The 13600-nt window shown below is 53.8% G+C and carries 8 protein-coding genes and 1 tRNA gene; 8 read left to right on the top strand and 1 reads right to left on the bottom strand.

Annotated features, from left to right (window positions below; genetic code table 11):
- Positions 1-4: 4 nt before the first annotated feature.
- Positions 5-101, bottom strand: a tRNA-Sec gene (locus IPH75_06240).
- 128 nt (positions 102-229) lie between these two features.
- On the opposite strand from IPH75_06240, the gene IPH75_06235 reads away from it, so the two are divergent.
- The 8 genes from IPH75_06235 (at position 230) to selA (ending at position 13598) form a co-directional block, all read left to right on the top strand.
- Positions 230-598: a hypothetical protein gene (locus IPH75_06235; protein ID MBK7141659.1), complete on the top strand. Its 369-nt coding sequence runs from the start codon at positions 230-232 to the stop codon at positions 596-598.
- Positions 599-694: 96 nt separating this feature from the next.
- Positions 695-1567 (top strand): signal peptidase I, encoded by an 873-nt coding sequence (lepB, locus tag IPH75_06230; protein ID MBK7141658.1) that lies wholly within the window; start codon positions 695-697, stop codon positions 1565-1567.
- Between the two features lie 64 nt (positions 1568-1631).
- Positions 1632-3719 (top strand): ATP-dependent DNA helicase RecG, encoded by a 2088-nt coding sequence (recG, locus tag IPH75_06225; GenBank protein MBK7141657.1) that lies wholly within the window; start codon positions 1632-1634, stop codon positions 3717-3719.
- A gap of 5 nt (positions 3720-3724) precedes the next feature.
- Entirely contained in the window at positions 3725-4054 is a 330-nt protein-coding gene (locus IPH75_06220; GenBank protein ID MBK7141656.1) for a DUF1844 domain-containing protein, read from the top strand.
- Between the two features lie 140 nt (positions 4055-4194).
- On the top strand, positions 4195-5145 hold the full coding sequence (murB, locus tag IPH75_06215) for a UDP-N-acetylmuramate dehydrogenase (protein MBK7141655.1): 951 nt from the start codon (positions 4195-4197) through the stop codon (positions 5143-5145).
- Positions 5146-5221: 76 nt separating this feature from the next.
- Positions 5222-11266 carry a cell surface protein SprA gene (gene sprA, locus IPH75_06210; GenBank protein ID MBK7141654.1) on the top strand — a complete coding sequence of 2015 codons (6045 nt, stop codon included), beginning with the start codon at positions 5222-5224 and terminating at the stop codon, positions 11264-11266.
- Between the two features lie 47 nt (positions 11267-11313).
- A complete protein-coding gene (locus IPH75_06205; protein MBK7141653.1) occupies positions 11314-12234 on the top strand; it encodes a M28 family peptidase in 921 nt (306 codons plus the stop codon).
- Entirely contained in the window at positions 12219-13598 is a 1380-nt protein-coding gene (gene selA / locus IPH75_06200) for an L-seryl-tRNA(Sec) selenium transferase (GenBank protein ID MBK7141652.1), read from the top strand. Before IPH75_06205 ends, selA begins: the two co-directional genes overlap by 16 nt.
- Positions 13599-13600 lie beyond the last annotated feature (2 nt).

Here is a 13600-nt window from a genome sequence, read left to right as displayed (position 1 = left end):
CATTTGGCGGAAGGGGTGGGAATCGAACCCACCAGGGACAATGCGATTGCCCCCCACTCGGCTTTGAAGGCCGGGACCGCCACCAGACGACATCCGCTTCCGGCCGGATAATACGTCAGTTGACAGAAATTGGCAAGTTGCTGTACGAACCGAAGGGGAGTTGGCCTCTGTGCTCCAAAGGGTACGCTGTACCGGGCTAAACCTCAATTGCACCCTTAAGGAGTACGTTATGGAGAAAGTAAGGCTGAGGATCATGTGGGCGATGCTTGCGTCGATGGTTGTTATTGCCGTCGGGTGCAGCAGCGATGACGGGCCGACCGGTTCGGGTGGCGGCACCAGCCGACCGCATTTCAAGCAAGTGGCCATCCAGGGAAGTAGTTTCAGCCCATCCACTTTGACCATTGAGGTTGGAGACACGGTCCTTTGGACCAACCGCGATGGCATCCAGCACACGGTCACTTCGAACACCGGTACTGAACTTGACAGCCCGTTGCTGTCGAATGATCAGACCTACCAGCATATCTTCAATGCTGCAGGGAGTTTCGGGTACCATTGCACGGTCCATGCCGGGATGACGGGTACCGTGACAGTGCAGTAATCGCCGTACCGGCTCTCTTTTAGATTGCCACTGGCTGTTTGACCTTCCATTTTCTGTTGAATTGCATGATGCGATTCAGCGCTTGGGAGGTTTTTCATGTCAGACGGAATCGAAAAGCCGGAGAGTGAAGCAATTCAGGGTCAGGTTGCCAAGCCAAAAGCATGGTTAGCTGGTCTTCTGGCAGTCCTGGTACCCGGGTTGGGGCATCTTTATCTTGGGCTGTACAAGCAGGCGGCCGTGGTCTGGATCTCGGTGGTCCTGTTATTGAATCTGGCCATTTTGCTTTTGGCATCCGTGAATTGGGGAGTTTTTGGACCACTTCTGGTGGCTGTGCTGATCTTGCTCCTCTGGATCATACCTTTGGTCCACGTCATTATTCGGGCACGCCAGATATCAATACTTCAGTTACCGTTCAATTCCGCAATATTCATAATCATAGTGGTAGCGTGGGTTTTTCTCGCTCCTTTCGCTGTCCCCTTGGGGACCAAATATCATGCCTACACGGTACCAGCTTCGTCCATGGAAGATGCCTTGCAAGTGGGAGACCGTTTCTTAGCAGATCAGTCGTACTATTTGACGAAAACACCACAGCGTGGGGATGTCATCGTTTTTGTCTGGCCGGGAGACAATGTCACCAAGTTTGTCAAGCGGTGTGTGGGCCTGCCTGGTGATACAGTGAGCATGGTAGACAAACAGTTGTTTATTAACGGAAGGCCCGAAGTTACTGCTGCGACAGTGAAACATGTGGATGCCAATACACAGAAGTCTCCGGACGGCATTAAACCCACCAGGGACAATATGGAGCCATTCATAATCCCGGACGGATATTACTATTTTTTGGGGGACAACCGGGACAATAGCTCTGATTCGAGATTCTGGGGACCCGTATCGTCCGAACTCATTCTGGGAAAGGCCGTGCGAATATACTGGAGCTCCAATTTTGAGAGGATCGGGATGCCGGTAAAATAGGCAATTGGTAAAGTCGCCGCCAAAAGTAATTGACCCTTCAAGTTGAGGCTGCCATCTTACCGTCATGCCGGACCTTAAGCTTGACTCGCCGCTTCAATTTGTAAAGGGGGTAGGACCAAAACGGGGAGAGGCATTAGCCCACCACGGCCTGTCCACGGTCCGCGACCTCCTTGCGTACCTTCCACGGCATTATCTCGATCGGACGAATGTTGTCCCGATCAATCGGCTCCGTATCGGCGAAAATGCGACCATCATTGGCGAAGTCAAAGCGCATGGCGTCCTGCGCGGAAAAAAGCCCCGTTACGAAGTGATGCTCCAGGACGATACCGGGGCGATCTCACTGCTCTGGTTTGCGGCAATCCGGTATTGGGAGCGGTATTTCAAGAAGGGGATGGTTTTTGCCGCTACCGGAACGATCACCGATTTCATGGGCTTACAGATGGTCCATCCGGACCTGGAACGGCTGGAAGAGAACACTGATCGGATGATCCATGCCGGGCGGATAATCCCGGTTTACCCGCAAACTGCAGCCATGACCAAGCTGGGGCTTTCCAGCAAGGGGATCCGTCAGCTTACCACCTACATTTTTGAGCATCTTAGAGAGAAGATGCCGGATCAGCTCCCGCCGGAAGAGCAGAGTAAGATCGGATTACCGAACTTGCATGACGCGATCCGGGGGATCCACTATCCCGAGAATCGCGACGAGATTGAGACCAGCCGGAGACGGTTGGCGTTTGATGAATTGCTGGGGCTGCAATTTGTCGTGTTTCAGAATCTGGGGAAGAAGAAATCGGCGCAAAAGGGGCAATCGTATGCTGAACCGAGCGCCAAGCTGACACAGTTCAAAGAGTCGTTGCCGTATGAGCTGACCGATGGTCAGAAGAAAGTGACGCGGGAGATCTTCGTCGATCTCGCCAAACGGACACCGATGTCCCGGCTATTGCAGGGGGATGTCGGTTGCGGCAAGACTGTCGTCGCCGTGCTCGCCGCGCTTTATGCCGCAGAGAACAGATTGCAGGTTGCCTTCATGGCGCCAACGGAAATCCTGGCAGAACAGCACTTCCGCAACTGGGCCGGTCCGCTGGCCCAGGTCGGGGTGGAGGCGGGCATACTGACATCCACACTGAGCGCTCCCCAACGAAAAGCGGTCGCCAGGAAATGCGCGGAGGGTCAGATTGATGTCCTGTTCGGTACGCATGCGCTGATTTACGACTATGTCTCGTTCGAGCGGCTTGGGCTAGTGATTATTGACGAACAACATCGATTCGGAGTCGAACAGCGCGGGAAGCTCTTTGCCAAAGGGGATTCACCGGACCTGCTGGTGATGACCGCGACGCCGATACCGCGGACGCTTGCCCTGACGCTTTATGGTGATCTGGATATTTCCACAATTGAAGATCTGCCGCCCGGTCGCAAGCCGATTCGAACTGTCTGGCGGCTCGATGAGGCCCGCCCCAAAATATTCGAGTATGTGCATGAGCAGGTCAAAGCGCATGGCCAGGGGTATGTCATTTATCCGCTGATTGAGAAGTCCGAGCAGAGTGATCTGGAGAATGTGGAAGATGCCTATGCGGAACTGGCGCTGACCTTTTTCCGCGATCTGAAGCTCGGCATGGTGCATGGCCGGATCAAGCCGAAAGAACGGGACGATGTTCTGCTTCGTTTCCGCAAGGGGGAGATCGATCTCTTGATGGCGACGACGGTAATCGAGGTTGGCTTGGATAATCCGAACGCAACGTTAATGGTGATTGAGCATGCCGAGCGGTTCGGGCTGGCGCAATTGCACCAACTTCGGGGACGCGTTGGCCGAGGGGAGAAGCAGTCGACAGTCATAGCGATCGCGCACGGACCACTGTCCGATATCGCCCAGCAACGGCTGGAGTACTTTGCGGCCAACACCAATGGGTTTCAGATCGCCGAAGCGGACCTGCAGCTTCGGGGCCCGGGCGAGCTATTCGGGGTCCGGCAGTCCGGAGCACCCGAATTGAGGGCGGCGAATCTGACAAAGGATCGGGACTTGCTGGAGGCTTCGCGAACGCTTCTCGAGCAGCTCTTTCATGACCCCGCCAAGCTTGACAGGCCGTATAAAGGATTATATCAGTTCCTCAAGACCAGCGCCGAACAGCGGCAAATACAGTTAGGCGGAGGATGAGCGCTATGAGTTCCGAGCAAGAGATCGATATCCAGTTTTACCAGTTGGTGCTTTCACTGCAGGCGGCGGCCATGCAACAGATGGGAAAGCTGGCCAATCCGATAACCGGGAAGGTGGAGCGCGATCTGGCGATGGCCAAAAACACCGTTGATATGCTCGAGATGATCGAGCGTAAGACCAGGGGGAATCTCAACCAGGATGAAAAGCGGATGGTCGATCATCTGCTGTATGAGTTGCGGATGAACTTTGTGGATGAGCTGGCGAAGGAAAAGGGGGCGCCGGAGTCGTCGAAATCTACCCCAAATTCATCGCCCGAATCAGCCGATAATTCATAAAGCCGATGTTTCCAGCAAATTTTAGTTTTCCTGGCCGGGGAGCGGGTATAAACTGTGGACCAAACGGGCGGCACAGAAACCCAGTAAATCGCCATCTAACCTTGATTTTGGGCGGCAACCCCGCTATATTTTTGAGAAGAATGATGACTGACCAAACTGCTACGACACCCTCCCTCCCGATCGCGACCCTTTTGGGTGCGTTTGGACCCAATCTTGAGTTCGCCCGCGAACTGGCGCCATTGACTAGCTACAGGACCGGCGGCAGGGCAAAGTACTTTGTGTCGGCCCGTTCAGGCACTGAAGTGACCAGGGCGATCGAAGCGGCCAAGCGGCTCCAGATCCCTTATTTTGTTCTGGGCGGTGGGACCAATTTGTTGGTTTCTGATGCCGGCTACGATGGACTGGTGATCAAGGTTGATGTGGTAGGTCTCCGGCTACTTGAGCCGACTCTTATCGAATGCGGGGCGGGTGAAGAGCTGATGGCGCTGGTCAATTTCGCGACCGAAAGCTCATTGACGGGAATGGAGTTCGCTGCCGGAATCTGGGGCTCGGTAGGAGGAGCGGTTTACGGGAATGCAGGCGCATTTGGCGGGGAGATCGGAAACAAGATAGAAAACGTCACCTTAGTTGATCATGGCGGTTCGCTTAAGACTGTCGGTCCGGAATATTGCAGATTTGGCTATCGAGATTCGTACCTGAAGGTGACGCACGAGGTGGTGGTAGACCTTCGGCTCAGGCTGGCATCGGGAAACCGGGATTCCATCGCCGCTACGGTGGCTGATATCCTTTCGCAGCGTGACGGGAAGCACCCCAATGACGGGATGTCGGCGGGATGTTTCTTCAAAAATATCCCCGATTCTCGGGAGAAATATGGTAAATTGCCTGCTGGGCGACTTCTGGAGGAAGTGGGGGCAAAGCAGATGGCGGTGGGGGGGGCAAAAGTATTTGAGCGGCACGCCAATATAATCGTCAATTCGGGGACGGCGACCTCGCGAGATATTCGCGAATTAGCCGATATATTGAAAGCCCGTGTTAAAGAGCGCTTTGGCATTGAGTTGCAGGAAGAAGTCCAGCAACTTGGCAAGTTTTAGCCCAGGCATAGGAGGATTCATATCGACCCGTTTTTAACGAACTGAATTTTTGCAGGTAGCGCTAAACTAAGTGTTTTTGATTCGATTCAGACGACATCTGTCTTTTGCCGGTCTGCTATTGGCTGTCGTTATGGCATTATCGCCGATGGCGGAGGGGCAAGGGATAGGATTCCAGGGCAAATTCGATAATCCTCCGCAGGTAGTCTCAGGGTATGATGGCCGCCCGCAGGTCTTTTCCGCGGCCAATCCACCACTCTCCATAGAACCATTTTCGACTCTGCTGTTACGTACTCCGAAAGTGACCGGATCATCGTACGACAGCAGCACGATCAGCTTCAGCACGGAATATTATCCGGGAATGACGCTAGTCCCGGTAGCGGTAGACGCCGGCGAGTTTATGCAGTATCGGCTTCGCCGTAAAGTCCGCCTGGGATTCAGCAATCTCAGCAAGCAGTCTCTCGAGAATGCCGCTCGTGAAAGAGGGGGGCGAGAAGGGATCTCAGTTGGGATCGCCCTTCCGAAGCGACTTAGCTCAGTGTTTGGCGAAGGCGGCGGTAACCTTCGGGTATCAGGATTCCGACGGATCAGTTTCTCCGGGCGTTCGCAATGGACCGATGGCGTCCAGGCAGATCTGGTGGGGAAGAGCAAATTCCCTTCTCTCAACATGGATCAGATATATCGGTTTGATATTGAGGGGACGATCGGTTCGAAGATATCCGTGTTTGTTTCGGAGGACAGTCAAACCGATATCCCGCTCTCTAACCGGTTACAGATCCGGTACAAGGGGGATGACGACGACATTTTGAAGTCGATCGAGGCGGGTAACACCAATCTACAACTCCCCAACACCAAGTTTGTCGGCTACTCCGCGCGAATTCAGGGGTTGTTTGGTCTGAAAGCCGAGGCCCAGATCGGTGCATTGCGCCTGATCGGTATTGTGTCGCAGGAGAAGGGGTCGACAGAGCGGTCATCGATCTCCGCGTCAGGCGAAGAATCAGCGACTCGCATTCGAGATTTTGATTATGCCGAAGGGCGTATTTATGATCTCGGACTGGCGGAAGAATTCAGCAAGAATGACCGCGTCACGAACCTTCTGGTATACGAAGGGCGTACGTTTGTTCGTCCTGAAGATGGCGCGAGTCTTCCGACCGCAATTGTCAGGATCGACCCGAAAATAACTCCGGACGATTTCCAGGTTACGCAGAAGGTTGAACAGATAGATCAGACCCTTTTTGATTGGTTTGATGATCCCGTTCGCAACCGACATTATGTCCATTTCAATTCTGCGCGTCGCGATTACCTGGTCGGTATCTGGATGGTGATAGAACGCCGCAATGATGCGGACTCGCTGCTTAGAACCGATACGATCGGTGACCAGAGCAATGACACCCTGGTCCTGAAAATGCTCCGTCCTTCTGGTTTGGCGACCAATCCCCGGCATCCCACCTGGCCGTTGGTTTGGAGGAATGTGTATTCCATTCCCAAGGGAGCCCAGGCCGCCGATTTGAACATGAGGATTCTCAAGGGGCCAGTGGGGAATGAAGGGACTGCCGACGCGATCGATTATCAACAATCCGCCGGGGCGGTGTCTGAGAATTACCTGACTCTTCTCGGGCTTGACCAGTATAACCGAAGCGGCGCCAAGGTACCGGACGACCAGATCGACGATCTTCGAGATGTATTCGAATCCGAGTGGGGACTTATCATTTTCCCCGATCGCGAACCTTTCAATTCCGATACGACCTTTAAGGATGACAATGAGGCGGTGACACCTGCACTCGAGGACAGATCACCAAACCTATATGATTACCTCTCCACCAAGGAGAAGACTGAGAATTCAAAGTACTACATCGAGTATTCCAGTCGCAGTCGTGGTTCTATTATCCGGTTGAACCGGGCAAATATCATCGAGGGATCCGAACGAGTGGTGGCTGACGGTAAGGTACTGACCCGCGGTCCGGATTACAGTATTCAGTATGATTTCGGGACGATCACGTTACTGTCGCCTGAGGCACTCGACCCTAATGCCAAAGTGACAGTCGACTTCGAGTATGCACCATTCCTGGCGATTCAGAAGAAGAGCCTGTTTGGTCTTCGCGGGGAGTATAGTTTCAGCGATGAATTCAGGATCGGCTCCACGCTTCTGTACAAGACAGACAAGGCGCAGGATCGCAAGCCACGAGTTGGTCAGGAAACTGCAACGATGACGGTGATGGATTTCGACGGCACGCTCAAGTTGTACCCGCACTTCCTGACCAAGGCGCTCAATGCGCTCCCCTTGATCCGGACAGAGGCCCCCTCGACTATGACGATCTCCGGGGAGTTTGCAGAGTCTCGCCCGAATCCCAACGTTGACAATGTCGCTTATATCGATGATTTTGAGTCAGCATTGGAGCAGTTGAATCTTCCGATGGGACGCGGCGGCTGGACCATGTCTTCGATGCCGAAGCAATTGTCGCTGGATCACACGCGCGCGAAATTGCTGTGGCACAATCCGCTAGGCGGCCGGCCCCTGCAGGAGATTTACGATCGAGATATTCGTCAAGGACAGGGGTCTGTCAATACGTTCCGTATGATCTGGCGGCCCCGCGGTACTCCCCAGATCGCCGACACGAATGTCGTCGACACTCTTCCCGGACCGTCATTTGGCGGTGTGATGACTTATTTCGCCGGAATCGACGCCTATCGGGTTCAGCTTTTCGAGGTACGTGTTAAGGGGGATCGCGGCAAACTGCATTTCGATTTTGGCGTGATCTCCGAAGATATCGACGGAAATGATGCTCCCAATAAAGAGGATGGGTCGGCCGGGTTGCTGGAGAATGGGCAGTTGGAAGCAGAGGAGGATCTTGGTTACGACGGCAAAGCTGACCCGCTGGAAGACAATTACAATGCAACGACCAATCCCGATCCATCGGGTGACAACTGGTACACCGCAGCTGGCGGTGACGGGGCGGGGAAATGCCCTCTACCGAGCTGTAATCCAACACAATTTGACGAGGACACTGACCCTCGGTTTTACGATTTCCTGAACGGCACAGAAGGAAATATCGATGATATCGTCAATTTGGCGACACCTGATGCCGAGCAATTGACTACCACAAACTTTGTCACGACCAACGCATATTTCTCCTACACGATCGACCTGAGTGATCAGTCGGATACCGGCTTCTACGTGCCGAACTCGCGAAACGACAGCGGCTGGATGACTTTCCGCATTCCAATACGTGATTCATCGATGTTGGATACTATTGTGGCGCCAAGTTCGGGCCTTCCGGCCGACTGGGCCAACGTCACCCACGCCCGAGTCTGGTTCGAGTCCGATGAGTTTGCCGATAGATGGGACACGGTTGAAGTTGGTGCCTGGTATTTTGTGCAATCTAACTGGCGCGACACAACGATACTGAAACGAGGACGAGATGACACCGCCAAGTTTGTGGTGGCATCGCTGAGTGAAGATGAGGGGACATTTGTGCCTCCTCCAGGGGTGGAAGCCTATCAGGACCAGACCAGCAATGTGACGGAGACACAAAAAGGTCTCGGGCTGGTATTCGAGAATGTTTTGGTGGGTGACACCTGTATGGCCGTGAAAAAGCTCCCGTCGATTGACCGCTATTCCGGCTATGGCGCACTGGAGATGTATGTCCATGGCGGCAACAAAGCGAACGAACTTCCAGCCGACTCGATCCTCTTTTTCTACCGTCTGGGAACAGACGAAAAGAATTTCTATGAATATCGAACAATGATACGTCCAGGATGGGATGCCGGCAATCATGTGAAAATCAATTTCGCTGAACTGACTGGTCTGAAAGATGGGTTCCAGAAGGCGTTGCCGAAGGGGGCAACCTTAAGCCAAGTCGATTCGACAGTCGGCAATTATCGGATCAAAGGGAATCCGAATATCAACCAGATCCAGTGGATGGCGGCGGGTATCCTGAACAAAGACAGCACTGAAAAGGCGAATGGTGAGATCTGGTTGGACGAGTTGCGCGTGACCAATGTCCGTAAAGATGTTGGGCAAGCGGTGCGACTGGATGTTGTTGGCAACCTTGCGGATGTGGGAAGCTACAATTTTCAGTGGGAAAACAAGAATCCGTATTTCCGCGGCATATCCGCCACCACTCGCGGTGGATCCTCGGACAACCTGGGTGGCGGTTCAGAGGACGAGAGCTATTCGTATGGCGTCAGCCTGAATATGCATATGTTCCTTCCCCGGTCATGGAATGCGTCCTTGCCGGTAGGGTTCAATTACTCCAAGGCAACCCAGTTACCGCTATTGCGGACGAATTCTGATATCGTGTTGCCGGCGGATGTTCGCGAGGAAGAGCGCGTGACCTCGATAACGCGTGGATTCCGTGCATCCGAGCAGTTCCGTTATAAGGGAGGGAACCCGCTGTTCAATCTCTTCCTGAACCGCCAGCAGCTGAACTTCTCGTACAGCCGGTCAAATCGTAGCGATGTGACCCGGCCATACAGTTTTGGCGAGAACTACAATCTTGCGGGTTCATTTGACATGTCGTGGCAGAAACCACCGGCGATCGAGCCGCTCAAGTGGACCAAGTCAATTCCGCTGTTACGAGATTTGAAGGATACGCGGATCTCATTCTTCCCATATCAGTGGCGCTGGCGAGGGACTTTTAATCGCCAGATCAGTATTTCGGATGATGCCAACCTGAAACGGACCACTTCGCTCCAGCGCGATTTTGACGGTGGCATGGACCTCGCATACAAGCTCTTTGAGAATTTGGGTGTCAACTACTCATTTACTACCAAAAACGATCTGACCAATAGTGACATTGTCAAGATCGGGATGAAGGAGTTCCGCCTCGGTCTGCAGACATATTACTCCCAGAACTTCTCGGGGAATTATGATCCGAAAATATTCGCCTGGCTGGGGACGGCATTCGGTTACACGGCGACCTATTCGGACAACTACGAGCGGACATCGAAGACTCGTAAGGGGGATTTGAATCGGAGCTGGTCTGTCGGGGGTACGTGGCGGCATACGGATATGTTTTCCATGACCAAAAAGGGGGCGAGTAAAGGAGGGGGAAATCAGCCGCAGATGAGTGCGAGCGAACGGGCCAAAGGATATCGAGCTGAAGATCTCAAGAAACTCGGGGGGAAGCAGAAACCCGCCAAGACAGGGAAGAAGTCGGATCGGAGTTTGATCGATCTTCCATTTGCGGGAGTCCGCTTCCTTACCTCCTGGATCGAACCAGTTCAGTACAAGTATGGCCGCGGCTACACTGCATCGGTGCCAGGTATGTTGACGCGTCCGGGCTGGATATATCGTCTTGGTGTGGAACTGGACGCCGATGTAGAGACCATTCGGGAATCCCGCAATCCTGAATCTCGCGAAACAAAGAACTATGAAGCAAATTCCGGATTCAAATTCCTCGGCGGGCTGTCCACCAAAGTGCGTTTCCGCAGGACGATCAGCCGAGACCTGGTCAAAATAGGCGATCGTGCGGAGCGGACCTCCACCAGTTGGCCCGACCTGGATGTGACAATCGGGAAATTCAAGACCCTTCCTCTGATCAAAGGGCCGGTGAACAAGTTCATCGATGTCTTTGCCCCTCGATTCGGCTACAGCCGCGAGACGACGGAAGAAATGAACCTTAGTCTTGGGAAGTTGCTCTCGGAGAGCGAATCAGAAGATTTCAACCCGCTGTTAGGGGTGAATTTCAAACTATTCCGCTCGTTATCACTCTCCGCCACCTACGGACTGGATAAGAAAAAAGGTACTCGCTATAACCAATCGACCGGGGACATAACCAGTAAGACGGAATCCACTCAGCGGAGTATCACTGTTACCAGTCGCTATTCGTTCCGCTCTCCCGGCGGTCTAAAGCTTCCGTTCTTCGGCAAGATGAAGATCACTTCGACGATGAACCTTGAGCTGAACGTGCGTCATACCAAAAGCGAGTCGAAGTCGGCGATCGGGGAGAACGATCTGCAGAGTTCTGCGGACAAGTCCGACATGATGATCACCCCCGTCATTTCGTACGATTTCAGCACCCAGATCAAGGGAGGACTGACTGGGACCTGGCAGGACACCAAGGATGGGACTCGCAAGAGCCATGTGCGGATGCTCCAGATCTGGGCGGAGATCCGCTTCTAACCGCTTTTTGGGTTGACACTTCCGCCGCCAGGATAGACATTCTCTTCGTGAAACGAATAATCACCCTATTGGCCATCGGGCTGGCGCTCGGATGTAGTGCCACGCACGTTGAACCGCCGCCATTCGACAGCGCGCGCGCGTTTCGTTACCTGGAAGAACAGGTGGCGTTTGGACCACGCGTTCCCGGATCGATCCCCTGGCAACTTGCCCAGGAGTACTTCTACAGCCACTTCCGGCAATTGGGGTTGAAGGTCGATTCCCAAGTGACGACCTTCTATGACCCCTACTCAGGCACCGAAAAGCCGTTGGTGAATATACTGGCGCGGGCTAAGGGAATTGACCCGAATCTTCCGCCACTCCTGTTTGTTGCCCACTATGACAGTCGACCGCGCACCGACCGACACTCCGATCCAACACGACGCACGGATTCACTGCCCGGTGCCAATGATGGTGCCTCCGGGGCGGCAGTCTTAATGGAGCTGGCCAATCTGTTTGCCGCGAATCCTCCGGCATGTGATGTTGAGTTGTTATTGGTGGACGGAGAGGATTGGGGAGAGGAGGGGGACCATGCGTACTATCTGCTTGGCTCGCAGCATTTCGCGCGTCAGGGGATCCACGGCAAATATCGGTTCGGAATAGTAATCGACCTGATCGGTGATAAGGATCTGCAGATCTTTCGGGAGGGGTATTCTCAGCGGTTTAATCAGCCTTTGAATGATATGGTCTGGTCGACAGCGAAACGACTGAATCTCGCCGGGTATCAGGATATGGTCAGGCATACGGTAATAGATGATCATCTTCCGATCAATGCCGGCGGGGTGCCCGCCATTGTGCTGATCGATTTCGATTATACCCATTGGCATACAGAGAAAGATCTTCCCGAGAACTGCTCCGCGGAGTCCCTGGCGCAAACGGGAAGGCTGCTCGCTGAAATAGCTTACAACAGCTCACTATGGCCGAAGCAATGATCCAGCAACCGAGAGATTTTCCGGCAATCGAAGAGATTCTCCAGAGCGAGCGACTGGCGAATGCTATTGCCGGGCTCCCCCGACCGGTAGCCTCGACGATCATCAAGCAGACTGTCGCCGCACTCAAAGAAAAATTAATAGAGTCGAAGAAACCGATATCCGTGGATGCGATGTTCAAGGAGATCGACAAGGCACTGGCAGTGGCGAAAGGGGCGGAGATCCGTCGCGTGATCAACGCGACCGGTATTCTGGTTCATACCAATCTGGGACGGGCGCCGTTTCCAGATGCAGTATTTGCGCAGCTTAAGGAAACCTTGACCGGTTACTGTAATGTCGAGTTTGACCTTCGGACCGGCGCACGAGGGGACCGTGGCGAGGGATGCGAAAGATATCTGGCGGAGCTTTCTGAGGCTGAGGCAGGAACGATCGTCAATAATTGTGCGGCCGCGCTCTTTCTCATTCTCAATAGCCTTGCCAACCGCAAGAATGTGCTCATTTCGCGAGGGGAGTTGGTGCAGATCGGCGGTGGTTTCCGAATTCCGGATATTCTAAAGAGGGCGGGCGCCAAGCTGGTCGAGGTTGGGACGACCAACATCACGACAGTCGCGGACTATGCATCGCATATCGATGACCAGACCGCCCTTATCCTCAAAGTACACAAGAGCAATTTTGTGCAGAGCGGGTTCTCCGAGGAAGTTCCCCTGAGAGAACTGGTGACACTTGGCAAACAGAAGAACATTCCGGTGGTGAATGATCTTGGCAGTGGTGTTTTTGTCGATACGTATTCGATCATGGGATATGCCGAGCCGACGGTTCAGCAGTCTGTTCGTTCCGGAGCAGACCTGACCTGTTTTTCCGGTGACAAGCTGTTGGGCGGAGTGCAGGCCGGTCTGATTGTCGGGAGGGCGTCGTTGATCAAATCGGTCAAGAAAAACCCGCTCTTCCGCACGATGCGGGTGGATAAGGTCGTCTTTGCGGTGGTAGAGCGATTGCTGGCGACTTACCTCAATGGCACGCAGGCGACAGATATCCCGCTATGGCAGTTTCTGGCAGTGCCGGACGCGGAATTGTACCAGCGAGGGAAATCGTTGGTACGCGATGTCGGCAATCCGGCTGGTGTCAGTGTTGAAGCCTCCAAAGTCTTTCTTGGCGGAGGTGCGTTACCTGAGAAAGAGATTCCGTCAGTCGCAGTCTGCTTCTCTAAAGAGCACAAGGCAGAGCGACTACTCGTGGCGTTTCGTCGCAATGACCCACCGATCATCTGCCGTATTGAGGAAGATCGCCTCATCCTTGACCTCAAGGCGATTCCGCTGTCAGACTATCCGTCTTTACTTTCGGCAATCCGCACTGTACTTGGAGGCTGACC

The organism is bacterium, assembly GCA_016708025.1.
Lineage (GTDB): Bacteria > Zixibacteria > MSB-5A5 > GN15 > FEB-12 > FEB-12.
The sequence above is the reverse complement of the archived record's forward strand: the minus strand, read 5'-3'. Positions and strand labels throughout refer to the sequence as shown.